Genomic DNA, 16965 nt, shown 5'->3' on the forward strand with positions numbered 1-16965 from the left:
CTTACGATCAGCTACGCATATTTTCATCGCTAGGCTGTATATTAAAAGCTAGCTAAAAGTCATATCGCAAGCTAATAGAAGCAACATTGTCATCTTCTAGGGTAATTAAAGGGCCCGCATTGTTAATTCGATACTCACCTTGATACATGGCGTAGTGCGCAGCAACACGTGTCGATTTAGATAAACGATAATCTACACCTAAGGTTAGCGAATCGATATCAACATCAGTTGCTTTGTCATAACTCCCCTCAACGACTGCAGCATTGTTTTTAAAGTACTTACCAAACCCGGCTTTATCTTTTGCATACTCTGCTTTTAAATTAACACCGTTAAGGTTATACACCGCCGCTAAAAAATAGGTATCCCCTTGCTTATCTTCAAACTTCTGACTTTTAGTGTTCTGATATATCCCAGCCAATCTCAAGTTACCCATCTTTTGCTGATAAACAGCACGATATGCATCAACACCAGCAATTGTATTATAAGCTATCGCTGCATAATAACTATTCGCTTTTAATTTACTATCTCCCAACACAATACTGACTGCATATTGAGATTCATTAGAAGACTCATAATTATCATCAACTAAATAAGTAGAATTAACCGTAAATAAATCAGAAATTTTAGGAGAGTAGTAAGTAATTCCGTCCGCTTTTCTTACTTGGCCAGCTATCATACGATTATAGGCAGCATTGGTGAGTGCAAATGTCTCGGCACCACCTTTAGATGTTTTAAATACCGTGTCATTGCGGCCAACCAACACTGCTCCCAATGCTGACTTAACCCCCAAATAGGTATTTCTTGGTGAAAAAGTCTCGTCAGCATCAGTCATACTATTCACTTGAAATTCAGCACGATAAACAATGGTTAACGCACCAGAAACTTTGCTTTCTCCCTTAACCCCTAAGCGGGATAAATTGTTTTCGATAACCGTACCTGACTTGCCATTTTGGGTTGTCGTCCCCGCATCAGAATGAGCAATACCAATATCAAAACGACCATAAAAACTGGGCTCCTCTGCGAATGAACTACAAGAAATCGACGACATTATCGCTATAACTGAAATGTACCTTGTGTTTATCATCATATTCACCTTAATAAAATCTATTTTTTATTTTTAATGTAGAAACTGGTCTACCGTTGCGATGAATAATAAATAAAGAGAGAATTTAAAACGTAATATTTGTCACAGGAATTTAAATAAAACCCAACCTTAAATAAAACTTAAAACGCTTTAACAAAAACTGACACAGGTACCTAATTTGATATAGATCGAGTTTTTTCACCTACGGTTTAATTAATCTTGGCCCATACAAACAAGCGACAAAAATGCCGCAATAAAAAGTAGATATGGAGTATATGATGAAAATAACTAAACTCGCTTCGGTCATGGCAATCCTAATGTTGTCATCCGGCGCCGCTGTCGCAAAATCGACTGATTTAGCTAAATTCCATGCAGATATGGATAGCTGTCAGTCTTGCCACACTAAACCGTTAAAGGTCAGTGACAGTGAAACCCATGAAAACCAGCAATGCCGTTCATGCCATGGAGACTATGAGGATCTTGTCAACAATGAACTAACTTTCGATCCGCACGCCTCTCACCTTGGTGATATCAACTGCACTTCATGTCATTCCGCTCACTCAAAACCACAGTTAACTTGTAACAACTGCCATAACTTTGAAATGGAAATGCCATTTGCTGACGCTAAAGAGAAAAAACGTTGGGATAATGGCTGGGACCAGGAGAAGATAGCTAAAGCCATTGCCAAAGGGCCATCAGAAACGGTCGATGTTATCGTTGTCGGTGGTGGTTCAGCTGGCTTTAATGCTGCAATTTCCGCACAAGCGGCAGGAGCAAACGTCGTCCTATTTGAAAAAGCGGCTTACACCGGCGGCAACTCCATGTTAGCGGCAGGCGGTATCAACGCTGTCGGCACACCACAACAAAAAGCTAAAGGGATTGAAGATTCTATAGATTGGTATGCAGAAGATGCCATGAAAGGCGGCCGCTATCAGAACGATCCTAAGCTGGTGCAAATATTAGCTGAAGAGTCAGCTGGCGCAGTGGCATGGCTGGAATCGTTAGGTGCTAACATGAACGATTTAAAACGTTCTGGTGGTGCTCGTGTAGAGCGGACACACCGTCCATCAGGTGGTGCGTCGGTTGGCCCACATATCATTGATACCCTTCGTAAAGCTGCCGATGAACGCAATATTCCCGTTAGAGTGAATTCACGGGTTGAGAAAATTGTCCTCAATGATGATCAATCTGTAGCGGGTGTTGTAGTTCATGGTAAGCACAGTGGCTACAATATGGTCGCAGCAAAATCAGTAGTACTGGCAACAGGCGGTTATGGCATGAATAAGCAAATGGTCGCTTACTATCGTCCAACCATGAAAGATATGACCAGCTCAAACAATGTCACCGCAACAGGGGATGGTGTGCTACTTGCCAAAGAAATTGGCGCCTCTATGACCGATATTGATTGGGTACAAGCACACCCAACCATAGGCAAAGATAGCCGAATTTTAATTTCTGAAACTGTTCGCGGAGTCGGCGCTATCATGGTTAACACCGACGGTGAACGTTTCATCAGTGAATTGACCACCCGTGACCGCGCATCTGATGCCATTTTAAAGCAGAAAGACCAATACGCTTGGTTAGTCTTTGATGAGCAACTCGTAGAGAAGAAAAAAATGGTTCGCGGCTATGAGCATCTAGGTATGCTTAGCAAAGCCAACACGATTGAGGAACTGGCTAAGATCACAGGTATGAGCAAATTAATGCACACCGCAAAAGTCTATAACGAATACCAAGCTAAAGGAAAAGATAGCGATTTTGGTCGTGAAGATATGCCTTTAAATCTTAGCAAGCCACCTTACTATGCTGTGAAGGTTGCACCCGGTATTCACCATACAATGGGTGGCGTCGCGGTTGATACCGATACCAATGTGCTAAATCTACAAAGCTGGAAAATGCCAGGCCTATTTGCTGCAGGCGAAGTGACTGGCGGTGTACATGGCTACAACCGGCTAGGAGGCAATGCGATTGCTGATACGGTTGTATTTGGCCGCAAAGCAGGAGAAAACGCTGCCAAATACTCACTAAAGTAATTGTTCGTTAACATCACCCTGCGCCATTTTTGCTGAGCTCAATCATTGAGCTCAGCTTTTTTCGCACTAAGTATAGATAAAGTTTGCTTCCTCTCTGTACATAAGTCTCTACTAACAGCATCTAGACCAAAAAAAGCCCCGCTAGATTGCGAGGCTGATTTTTGCTGTATTTGACTTACTTGCTGGTATCTATCGGATCGAAAGATTTCACTAAGTCATCAACGGCCTTCATCTGGGTTAGGTAGTTCTCTAGTTGATGCAAAGGTAATGCACATGGGCCATCACACTTCGCTTCATCTGGGTTGGGGTGTGCTTCAATGAACAAACCTGCAAGACCGAGTGCCATACCACTGCGCGCCAATTCCGTTGCCTGTGCACGACGGCCACCGGCACTATCACTGCGCCCACCTGGGCGTTGAAGTGCATGGGTCGCATCAAATATCACCGGGTAACCCGATTGTTTCATCTCATCCATACCCAACATATCAACAACGAGGTTGTTGTAACCGAAGCTTGAGCCGCGCTCACAAAGAATAATGTTGTCGTTACCGGCTTCATTAAACTTAGTGATGATATGACGCATCTCATGGGGAGCTAAAAATTGGGGTTTTTTGACATTAATAATCGCCCCGGTTTTCGCCATTGCTACCACAAGATCTGTTTGACGGGCTAAAAATGCTGGTAGCTGAATAATATCCACTACTTCAGCCACTGGTGCACATTGATGCGGTTCATGCACATCGGTGATCAATGGCAGATTAAATGTCGATTTAATTTCTTCAAAAATCTTCAGGCCAGCGTCCATACCCGGACCACGATAAGAGTTTACTGATGAGCGATTAGCCTTATCGAACGATGCTTTAAACACATATGGAATGCCCAGTTTTTGGGTCACTTCTGCATAATGCTCGGCAATTTTCATCGCCAGATCACGCGATTCCAATACGTTCATTCCGCCAAACAATACGAAAGGCTTATCGTTACTGATCGCTATCGCATCCAGTGTAATGGTTTTCATGCTCATCTATAACTTCTCTCTACCTAGGCCAATAAGAATTGGCAAAAACAATATTAATTCTGCTACTGCTGTGCAGCCCTATGAAGCAATAACTTGAAGCACTTGGCCACAGAGCCATGCCATGTATGTACCTACAGCATAGCCTAGTACCGCTAACAGTACACCGACAGGTGCCAGCGCCGGGTGAAACGCTGCTGCAACCACAGGTGCAGAGGCTGCGCCGCCCACGTTAGCCTGGCTACCCACAGCCATATAAAATAGTGGCGCTCGGATCAGTTTGGCTACCAGCAACATAAAGCCAGCATGGACTAACATCCAAATGATACCAATGGCAAAATACCATAAGTTTTCAGCATCAAACAGTTTAAACACATCCATATGCAAGCCAATAGTCGCAACAAGGATGTACAAAAATGCCGATGCCACTTTAGAGGCACCTGCCGCTTCTAAATGGCGTACAGGACTAAACGACAACGCTAAACCAATAGTGGTAACAGTGACGATTAACCAGAAGAACTTAGAAGTTAGGCTGTAATCACGCGTCCAGGGGTAATTGGCTTCAAAAAATGGCCCTAAAAAGTCTGCCACCATGTGCGCTAAACCGGTAATACCGAAACCTACCGCAACAATCATCATCAAATCTTGTAGTGATGGAATTCGTGCGTGCTCCGCATGGTACTGCTCGACCTTCACTTTCAAACGTTCAATTGCAGAGGTATCGGCACCGGTTTTGGCATCAATCTGCTTCGCTTTAGAAGCCATAAACAACAAAACTGCCATCCAGATGTTGGCAACAATCACATCCACCGTCACCATGATCGAGAAGATATCACCACCGGTTTCATAAATCTCTTTCATTGCCGCTTGGTTGGCGCCGCCGCCAATCCAGCTACCCGCCAACGTGGTCATGCCGCGCCATACGGCTTCAGGTCCACTCACTCCTAGTACTTCAGGATGCAAAGCCGACACAATTAATAGTGCAATGGGCCCGCCAATCACAATGCCTACGGTTCCCGTTAAGAACATAATAATCGCTTTAGGCCCAAGTCCTAAAATAGCTTTTAAATCAACACTTAAAATCAGTAACACTAAACAAGCGGGTAACAAATATCGAGACGCGACGTAATAAAGCTGCGACTCATGCCCATCAATAATGTTAAACGAGTTCAGTAATGATGGCAGGAAATAGCACATTAGCAGTGCGGGTATAAAACGATAGAATTTTTGCCAAAACGGGTGGCGACTGTTACTGGTGTAAAACACAAACCCAAGTATTACCGCCAGCAGGCCAAGGCCCGTGGCATCGTTAGTAACCAATGCGGTACTGCTGCTCATGATATCCCCCTAGATAACATCTCGATCTTTATTATTTGTTGTTGGTTTTGTTTTATTTGTTGTTGCCCAGCAAACAACAGCGACTTTATCAGGCTCGGATCAGGCAAAAAGCCGCACATTCAATGTGCGGCTTATCCGTTAATGATAAACTTCGCGGTCGTCGCTCAGTTCTTTTAATTGTAATTTGACTAATTCAGTGACCGGATCATGTGGGCTGTTTTCCACAAAATGTTTTAAGTCTGCAGCGGCCACTTTGATACAACCCAATTGTTGGGCAATGAAAGCCCGCTCGCGATTGAGGTTTAAATCATCTTCGTGCCACTGTAGTAGCAAGTTGCAGCACTCCATGGCAGCTTCAAACTGGCTGGTTAATATCGCCCCCGCCTTGAGCTCATGGATCATCCTCGACAAGATACGCTTTAGGCTGACGGGCTTGAGGTAACTCGGCTTAAAAGGCGCGCCATTACCCAATTCACCACGAACAAATACATGTAGCTGATGCCGTGTTAACTGCTCGCCATTTAGCGGATTAATGTACATCACTTGACCGTTAATGCGGCTCGACAACAAGGTAGTGCCGGGCAGCAATAACACATCGAGCTTTAAATCCAATTGCTTAGCCAATAACATCAACACTGTGGCCAATGTCGTGCTATTACCTTGACGACTGGTAATGCAGGTCGCCAGGTTAGCCGCTTCAAGACTGAAGTAAGACTCGCGCGCACAGAAGCCTAGATCTCGATAAAACCACTTTAATAGCGCATCAAGGCGTGCTTGCTGGTCTACCAAGTAATGGCTTAATACTGAACCGGCAAGTTCATACCAAGCCCACTTGGCTTTTTCTTTGTCACCAAAACCCAAGTGCTGAGTAACCTCAAACGCACTCTCAGGTAAGGTCAGGGTATCTTTTAACTTCAAATGACTCATTAACCTAGTAAAATCGCTTGTTTGAACATGGCAATTTTAGCTGCATAGACAATCCATGCTACGGCACCTAATGCTGCAAAAGTTTTAAATAGTCGGTTGCGGTTGGCTTTGAGTGCAATCGCACCTAAGAAGATGTAAGCGACAACAGCACCTAGCTTTTCAGTAAGCCAAGGATCTGCAAATGGGTACTGTTTAATAAAGAAGCATAGGGTTAGGCCTGACAACAACAAAAAGGTGTCTACCACATGGGGGGCCACTTTAAAGAATTTCTTATCCATCATTGAAGACTGACGAATATGTAGTGCAAAACGTACGATAAAAAACACCACACTAATAGCAATTAGCGTTAAATGAAGGTGTTTGATTGCAGGGTACAAACTTTCCATTTTCTACTCTATCTTGGCTGAGAAAGGCGCTAGTGTAACCTATGTGTCAGCTAGGCACCAACATGATAATCAAACAGGCTGGGATTAAGCGATGAGTAGACTGAATCTAGCGTAATTTCAGCGCTAACTTGCGATAAGTCGATAAGTCGATAAGGAGTGTTCTGATACAAGTTGCACGACCGTGACGCTCCCTTTTAGCACAAAATGGTTAAGTTGAGGCGATTGACTCTGCCGCCAGCGCCAGTAACGCCTCAATATCATCACCACTGATCAGTTTAACGTGTTGACTAATTTTAGCTGCCGGCCAATCCCACCATGCCAATTGCTTAAGCGCCTTAATTGTCTGATCATCAAAACGCTGCTTTATCACCACCGCAGGATTACCGCCAACCACACTGTAAGGCGGCACATCATTAGTAACCACAGACTCACTGGCGATGATGGCACCATCACCAATATTCACCCCAGGCATGATAATCGCTTGATGGCCAATCCAAACATCATGACCGACAACGGTGTCGCCTTTATAAGGCAACTCGCCCGCAGCGGGCGTGGCGGCTTCCCAGCCATTGCCAAAAATGAAAAAGGGAAAAGTCGACGCGCCAGAGGTTTTGTGATTAGCGCCGTTCATAATAAACTTCACCTCGCGCGCTATCGCACAAAACTTGCCGATGATCAGTTTGTCGCCAATAAAAGGAAAATGGTACAAGACATTTTTCTCAAAATTCTCGACACCATTTGGATCGTCGTAGTAGGTGTAATCGCCGACGATAATATGCTCACTAACAATGAAGTTTTTTAGAAAACCAACTTGTTTAAACTCAGCTAAAGGGTACTGAGTATCGGGGTTTGGACCTGTCATTACGCCTCCTTTTGCGACGGTTTATCTGCTTGCCTATCTTGCGCCTGCTTCCCAGACCAATAACCGGCGAGCATCGCACCAGATAGGTTGTGCCACACTGAGAAAATCGCTGCTGGTAATGCAGAAGCCGGGCTAAAAAACTGCACACATAAGGCGGTAGCTAAGCCAGAGTTTTGCAAACCCACTTCTAGCGAGATGGTTTTACACACCTTGTGACTAAAGCCGAGTAGATAACAAACACCATAACCGAGTGCTAAGCCACTGGCATTATGTAATATCACCGCCAGCAGTACGATTGCTCCTATTTGCTCAATGCGCTGGGCATTGAGAGCAACAATGATAGTTATCGCCATACAGATGGCGACTACAGATATCCAGGGCAATACGCCTCTTATTTTGCTAACCGAGGCGGCTAAATAGTGATTGGCCAACAAGCCCACAATAACCGGTAACAACACAATTTTGGCTAAACTGACTAACATCGCCAGCACTGGAACCGCCACCACCTGCCCCGCAACCAATTCGATAATCATCGGGGTGAGTAACACGCCCAATAAGGTCGAGCAGGCGGTCATAGTGATTGATAGCGCTAAATCGCCTTTGGCCAGATAACACACCACATTTGATGCCGTACCACCAGCAACACTGCCCACCACCACTAATCCTAAGGTTAAGTCAGCATCAAGCCCGAGCTGCTGACTGATTAACAGTGCGCTCAATGGCATCACACTAAACTGCAAGACTAATCCCACGCCCACGGCGCGGTATTGCCTAACGGCTGCAGTAAAGTCACTGACATTAAGTGATAAGCCCATTGCCAACATGATGATCACCAGTAAAGGCACAATCAGATTACTAAAGCCACTAAACAGTTGCGGCTGCCAATAGGCACACGCTGCACCAATCAGCGCTAAAAGTGGGAACAGTCGGTTAATGGTTTGCATAGTCTTTGGGTGTCATTCCTTGGCAAAAGCAGTTACAAGCACAGTTATCTTTTAAAAAGCAGTTAGTGGCAGTCAACATAGCAGAGACTGTAAGGGATAAAAACAATAACGCCACCTGAGTATCACTAAGGTGGCGTTATGGCATTGCGCGCAAAGGTCGCGCTTAAGCACTATATTAGCGCGGCAACCGGCCTAATGTGCACCTGTCATTACTGCCAAAGTCACGCACTGTTGCAACGCTTTCATAGCCTAGGGCAATCATCTTGTCGCGGAGTTGCAGCGCCTGGCCAAATCCGTGCTCAAGCAACAGGTAGCCACCAGGGGCTAAGTAGTCTTTTGCCGCCGCGGCAATATAGTAAAGATCAGCAAAGCCATGCTCATCTGCGGTTAAGGCACTTTGTGGCTCGAAACGCACATCGCCTTGGTTGAGATGTTCATCTTCGGCATCGATATAAGGAGGATTAGATACAATAAGCTGGAAATCGTAACAATCAACGGCATCAAACCAATCACTTTGAATGATCTTGACTTGCGGTTGCTGTAAATGGTCACGATTCGCCTTAGCCAATGCAACCGCTTCAATCACCTTATCAACGGCGGTAATTTGCCATTCCTTACGCTCATACGCCAGCGACAAAGCGATTGCGCCAGTACCCGTCCCCAAATCAAGCACTTTAGCTGAGTGCGCTAACGGCAAGTTGAGCGCAGTCTCAACCAAAATTTCGGTATCAGGTCGTGGGATGAGCGTACTGGGATTGACCATAAAGGGTAACGACCAGAATTCACGCTCCCCCACAATATGGGCAATTGGCGTGCCTAATGCGCGCCGCGAGACCATCTGGGTGAAGCTGTCGATCTGTTCGCCATTTAACCTGTCATCTGGCCAGGTATACAAATAACTACGCTGCTTATGAATCACGTGAAGTAATATCACTTCCGCGTCGAGCTTGGCCGATTCTGAAATCTCGGCCAATTGCGAAGAAGCCCACTCAAGGGCCTCTGAGATAGTCTGAAACAAGGGCTATCCTTAACTTATTATCTGATGCAAAAGGCAGACGTTATTCGTCTGATAACGCCGCTAACATATCGGCTTGGTTTTCTTGCATCAACGGCTCGATAATGACATCGAGATCACCTTCCATGATTTCATTTAAACGATACAGCGTGAGGTTAATACGATGCTCACTCATGCGCCCTTGTGGGAAGTTATAGGTGCGGATTCGCTCTGAGCGATCACCACTTGCCACTAAGCTACGACGAGTGGTTTCCTCTTCACTGCGACGCTTCTCATCTTCTACCGCCTGAATACGTGCAGACAGTACGCTCATTGCTTGGGCACGGTTCTTGTGCTGCGAGCGCTGATCCTGACATTCAACCACAATACCCGTTGGAATGTGAGTAATACGAATCGCAGAATCAGTTTTGTTGACGTGCTGACCACCCGCACCAGAGGCGCGGAAAGTATCCACTTTAAGATCGGCTTTGTTAATCTCAATCGCTTCAGCTTCAGGGATTTCTGGCAATACAATTACCGTACATGCTGAAGTATGCACGCGGCCTTGGGATTCAGTCTCTGGTACACGTTGTACACGATGGCCACCGGATTCAAATTTCAAGTTACCGTAAACACCTTCGCCGGAAACCTTAACAATCACCTCTTTAAATCCGCCATGTTCGCCTTCGTTAGCGTTCATCACTTCGACTTGCCAGCGCTTACCTTCGCAGTAACGGCTATACATACGGAACAGATCGCCAGCAAAAATAGCCGCTTCATCGCCGCCCGCACCCGCGCGAATTTCAACAAAGGCGTTGTTATCGTCATTGGGGTCTTTAGGTAGCAATAGGATTTGCAATTCATCTTCTAGCGTTTCGAGCGTCGCCTTGGCTTCTTTGATCTCTTCAGCTGCCATCTCTTTTAGATCAGCGTCATCTTCGTTAAGCATCTCTTTGGCTGCTTCAAGATCTTCTTCTGCCTGCTGAAAAGCTTTAAAGCTTTTTACCACGTCCTCAAGTTGAGCATACTCTTTGGACAAAGCGCGAAAACGCTCCTGATCGGCAATAATTTCTGCGTCACTTAGCAGCGCCAATACTTCTTCATTACGCTCAAGCAAGCCTTCGAGCTTGCGAATTACACTGTCCTTCATTAAAACGCTAACCTTAGTCTTTATCTAATCCGAGCGCCGCACGTAACTGACCTATGCTATTGAGGTCGCCTTGGCGGCTGGCTGCGGTTAGTGCTTGCGTAGGGGCGTGGATCAGTTTATTGGTCAATTTATTCGCTAGCTCAAGGATCAGTTTTTCACTGTCTCCGCCTTGGGCAAGCTTATTGATTGCACGCTCTACCAACTCATCTTTTATCGCCATACTGGCCGTTCGATATTCACGAATGCTATCGACGGATTCTAATGAGCGAATCCATTCCATAAATAGATGAGATTCTTCTTCAGCAATTAACTCAGCTTTCTCGGCAGCCTCGCGTCGCGAGGCCATATTTTGTTCAATAATGCTTTGCAAGTCATCCACGGTGTAAAGGAAAGCGTCATCAAGTTCGCCTACTTCTGCCTCTATATCTCGCGGAACTGCTATATCAACCAACAACATAGGTTGATGACGACGTTGCTTCAGCGCTTTTTCTACCATGCCTTTTCCTAATATAGGTAAAGGACTCGCGGTAGAGGATATCACGATATCGGCTTTAGGGAGATACTCTGGTATCTGTTCGAGTGTAATTGCTGTGGCACCGAACTCTTCGCACATCGCTTCCGCACGTGAAATTGTACGGTTTGCCACCACCATCGAATCAACACCGTTATCTTTTAAGTGACGGGCAACCAGTTCAATGGTTTCACCTGCCCCTACAAGTAGCACCTTAGTGGCACTTAACGCCGAGAAAATATGTTTCGCCATACTTACAGCAGCAAATGCCACCGACACTGCTGCGGCACCGATTTCAGTTTCGGTACGCACTTTTTTAGCAACAGAGAAAGTATTTTGGAATAAGCGATCCATGGTAACCGCGACAGTCCCAGCCTCTTTTGCTTTAACAAAAGATTGCTTTACCTGCCCAAGGATTTGCGGCTCACCTAAGATGAGGGAATCCAGTCCAGCGGAAACGCGCATCAAGTGCTGCACCACTTCTTGTCCCGCATAGCGATACAAACAGGGTTCAACATCTTCATGATTTAACTGATGATACTCTTCTAACCATGCAATCACATCGGCCTCTTCGCCGGTATTGCAGTACAATTCAGTACGGTTACAAGTTGAGATAATGACCGCTTCACCTGTCTTAGTACGACTGGCGAGGCTTCTCATTGCATCATGAATTTTATCTGGGGCAAACGCTACCTTTTCACGTAGGTCTACCGTAGCGGTTTTATGATTAATACCGATTGCTACAAGGCTCATTTGACTCGTTCTGGACTCTTGGCATCTCATTTATTGAGGCTCATTCTACTGAATTGAACCAACTAAAAACAGAATACGCTTAACAAAACCGAATAATAATATTAATTGTCACCGATTTTTTTAATTAAACCATGAGTATCGATAACGATAATTAGCCGGTTAGTTGCTGGTTAGTCACACCCTTGTGAGCTAGGCATGATAGGCGATTGAGCTAAATTTGATATCAAGCATTGGTATTTTGGTCATGCCCTCGTATGATATGTCTCATCAAATATCAGCAATAGACGAATAATTTGAACCACTTCACAAAAACAGCTTCTATTTTCTTTTTTGCGATGTGCATATTGTTGCAAGCTTGCTCAACTCGGCCACCACAAGATTTAGTTAATGTGAACGTCAATCATGTCAGCCAGGCCTACGCTTGGGAAATGCAGGGCAAACTTGCTGTGCGCACCGAGCAGGACAAATTCAGCACCAACCTCTATTGGTTGCACACCCCAACACGGGATCGGATAACCTTAACCACGATGCTAGGCACCACAGTATTATCACTAACCCGTGACCCATCGGGCTCAACTTTGCAGTTAGATGGCAATACTTACCAAGATAGTGACCCGCAACGTTTGTTAGCACGCCTTACCGGCTGGTCAATTCCCATTGACACATTACCTTTATGGATCACCGGACAGGTATCCGCTACGGATGTGGTGACAAAGCGTGATGATGCCCAGCGACCAATAAGTGCCCATACCCATGCCGCGACGTCTCCATGGCAGGTACAGTTCAAATCTTGGCAGCAACAAAGCGGCGCCGAATTACCTAGGCTACTAGATGTCAACAAAGATAGCATTCGTCTAAAAATTCAAGTGAGTCAATGGCAGGCGCTTGCACCTAAAGACAATCAAATCACCAATGGCGTCGCCATTGCGACTGAAGGAATACTCAGTGAATAACCCCCGCTCTAACCGATGGCCAGCCCCGGCTAAACTTAATCTGTTTTTACATATCAATGGCCGCCGCGATGATGGTTATCATGAGTTGCAGACCCTGTTTCAGTTTATTGACCATTGTGACTACCTCGATTTTCAAGTGCGCGAAGACAGCAGCTTACAACTACACTCATCGATGGCCAGCGTTGTCCCTGACAGCGATAACTTAATTCTCAAGGCCGCAAAATCGCTACAGCAAGCCACAGGATGCCAGTATGGCGCCGAGATTTGGCTGGATAAACAGCTGCCAATGGGCGGCGGGATCGGAGGGGGTTCTTCTGACGCGGCCACCACATTAGTCGCCTTAAACCAGCTTTGGAAAACCAATCTTAGTAATAAACAACTGTGCGAAATAGGATTAAAGCTAGGCGCTGATGTCCCTGTTTTTATTAATGGTTTAGCAGCATTTGCAGAGGGCGTCGGTGAGCAATTTACCCCAGTAACACCTACCGAATATTGGTATTTGGTACTGGTGCCGGATGTACATGTATCGACCGCAGAAGTGTTTGCTAATCCAATGCTTACCCGTGATACCCCTAAGTTAGACTGCCAAACTTTAATGAGCAGTCCATGGCAAAACGATTGCCAAAAGCTCGTATGCGATCGTTACCCGCAAGTTGCCAAAGCCTTGGCGTGGCTGATAGAATATGCGCCGTCCAGAATGACCGGAACCGGAGCATGTGTTTTTGGTCAATTCAAACAGCAGCAGCAAGCGTTAGATATCTTGGCAAAACTACCTCAAGATATGCGCGGATTTGTCGCTAAAGGGGCAAATAAATCACCATTAGCGTTGAGATTATCTCAGCCTTAAAGCCATCCAAGAACGTAATTTACGCGCTTGGCCACTAAAATGAAGCATACGCCTGAGGTTCATACAGTGCCTGACATTAAACTATTTGCTGGTAACGCAACACCTAGTCTCGCAAAGAAGATAGCAGATCGCCTATTTTGTAAACTTGGAGACGCAGAAGTTGGCGTGTTCAGCGACGGTGAAATCAGTGTCCAAATTAACGAAAATGTACGTGGTGCGGATGTATTTATCATTCAATCTACCTGTGCACCAACTAACGATAACTTGATGGAACTTATCGTCATGGTTGATGCATTGCGTCGTGCATCAGCTGGCCGTATTACGGCGGTAATCCCATACTTTGGTTACGCCCGCCAAGACCGTCGTGTCCGCAGTGCGCGTGTACCAATCACTGCAAAAGTGGTTGCAGACTTCCTATCAAGTGTGGGTGTAGACCGCGTGTTAACTTGTGATTTGCATGCAGAGCAAATCCAAGGTTTCTTCGATGTTCCAGTTGATAACGTATTTGGTAGCCCTGTACTGCTTGAAGACATGGTCGCCAAAGAACTGGACAACCCAGTTGTAGTATCACCAGACATTGGTGGCGTAGTACGTGCTCGTGCTGTTGCCAAGTTGCTTGATGATTCTGATCTAGCCATTATTGATAAGCGTCGCCCTCAGGCGAACGTTGCACAAGTGATGCACATCATTGGTGACGTTCAAGGCCGTGACTGCATTATCGTTGATGATATGATTGATACTGGCGGAACACTGTGTAAAGCAGCTGAAGCACTAAAAGAACATGGTGCTAACCGTGTCTTTGCTTATGCTACTCACCCTGTCTTCTCAGGTAACGCTGCTAAGAACCTAGCTGAGTCTGTTATCGATGAAGTGATTGTCACTGACACCATTCCATTGAGCCCAGAAATCGCTGCAATCGACAAAGTATCGCAACTGACTATGTCTACTGTTATGGCTGAAGCGATTCGCCGCGTAAGCAACGAAGAGTCTATCTCTGCAATGTTTAAGCACTAATTCGCGCTTTAAACAGCTAAAAGGCACTCCATTGAGTGCCTTTTTTGTTGTCAATAAACTAGGCTCAAGCGCAATTCAACAAAGGGGCAATTGCTGCTGCGGAAACAGGCCGAGAAAAGTAGTACCCTTGATAGATATCTACGCCTTCTTCACGAAGCAAGTTCCTTTGCTCTTTAGTTTCTACTCCTTCAGCGACCGATTGCAAGCCTAAATTCTGGCTAAGCTGTACAATGGTTTTAACCACCATTCTGTGTGGATAGCTGGTTGCACTGTCATCAATGAAGCTTTTGTCTATTTTCAATACATCTATTGGCAGCTTCGTCAGGTACCCGAGTGATGAATACGCTACCCCAAAATCATCAATTGCAATTTTGCATCCCAAACTTCTAATCGACTCGAAGGTATCGATATAGCGTTCTGGTTGCTCCATGATACTGGTTTCTGTGAGTTCAAACTCGATACCATGTGGATTAACGCCGGTACGGGAAATACTTTCGGTGATCAGCTTAACGAGCCCGCCTTGCTTCACCTGCACAGCAGAAATATTAATTGAAACACTGAACTCGCTATCATTTTTCTGCCATAGAGCAAGTTGTGCCATCGCCTCTAATAGCACCCACTTACCGATTGAAGCAATTAAACCCGTTTTCTCTGCTATGGGTATAAACTCAGCAGGTGAAATCGCTCCTAGGGTAGGATGATTCCAACGCAGAAGTGCTTCGGCGCCTACCGCTTCACCAGATGCCAACGAAACCTTGGGCTGATAAACTAAGGTGAACTGTGACAGTTCAATAGCTTGATTCAATTCGCTTTCCAAGGCAACTTTGCGTTTAGCCTGATCTAACATTGATGGGTGATATTGCACTAATTGACCTTTACCGGCTTTTTTAGCACTCAACAAAGCGAGATCAATGGCACGAGTAACAGAGATAGCATCCATATCAGCATGATGAAATTGAATGTACCCACCAGACATTGATATATGGATTAAATGATTGGTCAGATCAAATGCATTTTCACTGTGGTTAAAGAACTGCTGATCAAGTGCCGCAAAACTGCCATCAATTGAAGCACCGCCCGCCTGCGTTAATATCATCGCAAATTCATCACCGCTTAGTCGAAACACGCAGCCTTTTTGTGCGACAAACTGATCTAACCGCGTTGCAACACCTTGCAGTAACTCGTCACCCACTAGGTGGCCATACTGGTCATTAACTTGTTTAAAGTTATCTAAATCTAGCAAAATCAATATGAAACTGTGGTTTGAATCCGCCGACGTTGCTTTTATCTCAGCGTCTAACCGTTGCAAGAATGCTTTTCGGTTTCCCAGCAAAGTCATGTCATCAGTGAGGCTTTGCTGCTGGAAGTGCAGCGATTGTTGCCGCGTTTTTGACTGATAAAGAGACATTATCGATGCAAAAGTGGCAATCACAACTATCTCTAAACTATCCTCAACAAAGTCGAAAATATCATGACTAAAAAGACTGGGAAGATAGGTAAGAAGCAGCGCAAATGCAACGGCTATAGGCCACAATGAATGTGGAAATAAAATTACGTACATCAATGGAATAAGAATGAATGCTTCTTCAATTTTTTCCATACCCATGGGGTAAAGCACCCCTAATGCAACAAACGTGACAATCGCCAAAATGGCGGTGATTTTCTTTAGCAGCGAGCTGCGAGTAAACCGTGAAGTAAGTAGTAACACGGCAACTGCAGCATAAAAATAGGTGATGTTTGTTCCCTGGTGCAGCTGAAACATAATGAGAAAAACGATTGCAAGCAATAATACATATGTGCTGCTCAAAATCAGCTTTATATGCCTAGCTTCAATCCCTTTCAAGCTAGAACCTTGTCGAAAACCCAATGCTGCCTCCTAACTCCTTACCCTGTAAAATTAATACTACACGGCAAAACAGCTTTCGCAACATATAACCAACAAAGGCAGATAGAAATTCGGGCAATCAATAGCAGCTAAATATGTAATACCAATCAGCATAAAGTGGTGCGGGGATAAATGGCAACAAAAAAGCCTGTCATCAAGACAGGCTTTTTTGTTTTCAATAATGGTACGGGAGGAGAGACTTGAACTCTCACACCTTGCGGCACCAGAACCTAAATCTGGCGTGTCTACCAATTCCACCACTCCCGCAC

The 16965-nt window shown here is 45.2% G+C and carries 15 protein-coding genes and 1 tRNA gene; 4 read left to right on the forward strand and 12 right to left on the reverse strand.

Features of this window, described 5'->3' with window-relative positions:
• Positions 1-52: 52 nt before the first annotated feature.
• Positions 53-1084 (reverse strand): porin, encoded by a 1032-nt coding sequence (locus L865_RS0122195; protein ID WP_169732716.1) that lies wholly within the window; start codon positions 1082-1084, stop codon positions 53-55.
• 278 nt (positions 1085-1362) lie between these two features.
• Between L865_RS0122195 and L865_RS0122200 the strand changes: the two genes are divergently transcribed.
• Complete coding sequence (locus tag L865_RS0122200; protein WP_028775229.1) at positions 1363-3117, forward strand: flavocytochrome c; 1755 nt, start codon at positions 1363-1365, stop codon at positions 3115-3117.
• Positions 3118-3292: 175 nt separating this feature from the next.
• On the opposite strand, the gene kdsA is transcribed toward L865_RS0122200, so the two are convergent.
• From kdsA to hemA, 9 genes are all read right to left on the reverse strand, one after another.
• Positions 3293-4141: a 3-deoxy-8-phosphooctulonate synthase gene (gene kdsA / locus L865_RS0122205; RefSeq protein ID WP_028775230.1), complete on the reverse strand. Its 849-nt coding sequence runs from the start codon at positions 4139-4141 to the stop codon at positions 3293-3295.
• 72 nt (positions 4142-4213) lie between these two features.
• Positions 4214-5470: a DUF819 family protein gene (locus L865_RS0122210; RefSeq protein ID WP_028775231.1), complete on the reverse strand. Its 1257-nt coding sequence runs from the start codon at positions 5468-5470 to the stop codon at positions 4214-4216.
• Between the two features lie 138 nt (positions 5471-5608).
• Positions 5609-6397 carry a transglutaminase family protein gene (locus tag L865_RS0122215; protein WP_028775232.1) on the reverse strand — a complete coding sequence of 263 codons (789 nt, stop codon included), beginning with the start codon at positions 6395-6397 and terminating at the stop codon, positions 5609-5611.
• Entirely contained in the window at positions 6397-6783 is a 387-nt protein-coding gene (locus L865_RS0122220) for a SirB2 family protein (RefSeq protein WP_028775233.1), read from the reverse strand. The genes L865_RS0122215 and L865_RS0122220 overlap by 1 nt, the downstream gene beginning before the upstream one ends.
• A gap of 208 nt (positions 6784-6991) precedes the next feature.
• Complete coding sequence (locus L865_RS0122225; RefSeq protein ID WP_028775234.1) at positions 6992-7645, reverse strand: Vat family streptogramin A O-acetyltransferase; 654 nt, start codon at positions 7643-7645, stop codon at positions 6992-6994.
• Positions 7645-8589 (reverse strand): bile acid:sodium symporter family protein, encoded by a 945-nt coding sequence (locus tag L865_RS0122230; protein WP_028775235.1) that lies wholly within the window; start codon positions 8587-8589, stop codon positions 7645-7647. The genes L865_RS0122225 and L865_RS0122230 overlap by 1 nt, the downstream gene beginning before the upstream one ends.
• 175 nt (positions 8590-8764) lie before the next feature.
• Positions 8765-9607, reverse strand: coding sequence for a peptide chain release factor N(5)-glutamine methyltransferase (gene prmC / locus L865_RS0122235; protein ID WP_028775236.1), 843 nt, complete (start codon positions 9605-9607; stop codon positions 8765-8767).
• Between the two features lie 40 nt (positions 9608-9647).
• Positions 9648-10733, reverse strand: coding sequence for a peptide chain release factor 1 (gene prfA, locus L865_RS0122240; RefSeq protein WP_028775237.1), 1086 nt, complete (start codon positions 10731-10733; stop codon positions 9648-9650).
• 13 nt (positions 10734-10746) lie between these two features.
• Positions 10747-11997: a glutamyl-tRNA reductase gene (gene hemA, locus L865_RS0122245; RefSeq protein ID WP_028775238.1), complete on the reverse strand. Its 1251-nt coding sequence runs from the start codon at positions 11995-11997 to the stop codon at positions 10747-10749.
• Positions 11998-12332: 335 nt separating this feature from the next.
• On the opposite strand from hemA, the gene lolB reads away from it, so the two are divergent.
• From lolB to L865_RS0122260, 3 genes are all read left to right on the forward strand, one after another.
• Entirely contained in the window at positions 12333-12950 is a 618-nt protein-coding gene (gene lolB / locus L865_RS0122250) for a lipoprotein insertase outer membrane protein LolB (RefSeq protein WP_051484771.1), read from the forward strand.
• On the forward strand, positions 12943-13797 hold the full coding sequence (ispE, locus tag L865_RS0122255) for a 4-(cytidine 5'-diphospho)-2-C-methyl-D-erythritol kinase (RefSeq protein ID WP_028775240.1): 855 nt from the start codon (positions 12943-12945) through the stop codon (positions 13795-13797). Before lolB ends, ispE begins: the two co-directional genes overlap by 8 nt.
• Before the next feature lie 66 nt (positions 13798-13863).
• The gene (locus tag L865_RS0122260; RefSeq protein WP_028775241.1) at positions 13864-14811 is read left to right on the forward strand and encodes a ribose-phosphate pyrophosphokinase; all 948 of its coding nucleotides are present in this window, start codon (positions 13864-13866) and stop codon (positions 14809-14811) included.
• A 64-nt stretch (positions 14812-14875) separates the two neighbouring features.
• Here L865_RS0122260 and L865_RS24390 read toward each other — a convergent pair whose 3' ends face one another.
• Together L865_RS24390 and L865_RS25805 are read right to left on the reverse strand one after the other, a co-directional pair.
• Positions 14876-16678 carry a putative bifunctional diguanylate cyclase/phosphodiesterase gene (locus L865_RS24390; RefSeq protein WP_051484762.1) on the reverse strand — a complete coding sequence of 601 codons (1803 nt, stop codon included), beginning with the start codon at positions 16676-16678 and terminating at the stop codon, positions 14876-14878.
• 200 nt (positions 16679-16878) lie between these two features.
• Positions 16879-16963 (reverse strand) — tRNA-Leu (locus L865_RS25805).
• Positions 16964-16965: the final 2 nt, after the last annotated feature.

Origin of the sequence: Shewanella waksmanii ATCC BAA-643 (assembly GCF_000518805.1) — a bacterium.
Taxonomy (GTDB): domain Bacteria; phylum Pseudomonadota; class Gammaproteobacteria; order Enterobacterales; family Shewanellaceae; genus Shewanella; species Shewanella waksmanii.

What these genes read in the sequence shown, in the direction of transcription:
- L865_RS0122195 (WP_169732716.1), bottom strand. Translation starts at nt 1,084, where the DNA reads ATGATAAACACAAGGTACATTTCAGTTATAGCGATAATGTCGTCGATT.
- L865_RS0122200 (WP_028775229.1), top strand. Translation starts at nt 1,363, where the DNA reads ATGAAAATAACTAAACTCGCTTCGGTCATGGCAATCCTAATGTTGTCA.
- kdsA (WP_028775230.1), bottom strand. Translation starts at nt 4,141, where the DNA reads ATGAGCATGAAAACCATTACACTGGATGCGATAGCGATCAGTAACGAT.
- L865_RS0122210 (WP_028775231.1), bottom strand. Translation starts at nt 5,470, where the DNA reads ATGAGCAGCAGTACCGCATTGGTTACTAACGATGCCACGGGCCTTGGC.
- L865_RS0122215 (WP_028775232.1), bottom strand. Translation starts at nt 6,397, where the DNA reads ATGAGTCATTTGAAGTTAAAAGATACCCTGACCTTACCTGAGAGTGCG.
- L865_RS0122220 (WP_028775233.1), bottom strand. Translation starts at nt 6,783, where the DNA reads ATGGAAAGTTTGTACCCTGCAATCAAACACCTTCATTTAACGCTAATT.
- L865_RS0122225 (WP_028775234.1), bottom strand. Translation starts at nt 7,645, where the DNA reads ATGACAGGTCCAAACCCCGATACTCAGTACCCTTTAGCTGAGTTTAAA.
- L865_RS0122230 (WP_028775235.1), bottom strand. Translation starts at nt 8,589, where the DNA reads ATGCAAACCATTAACCGACTGTTCCCACTTTTAGCGCTGATTGGTGCA.
- prfA (WP_028775237.1), bottom strand. Translation starts at nt 10,733, where the DNA reads ATGAAGGACAGTGTAATTCGCAAGCTCGAAGGCTTGCTTGAGCGTAAT.
- hemA (WP_028775238.1), bottom strand. Translation starts at nt 11,997, where the DNA reads ATGAGCCTTGTAGCAATCGGTATTAATCATAAAACCGCTACGGTAGAC.
- lolB (WP_051484771.1), top strand. Translation starts at nt 12,333, where the DNA reads ATGTGCATATTGTTGCAAGCTTGCTCAACTCGGCCACCACAAGATTTA.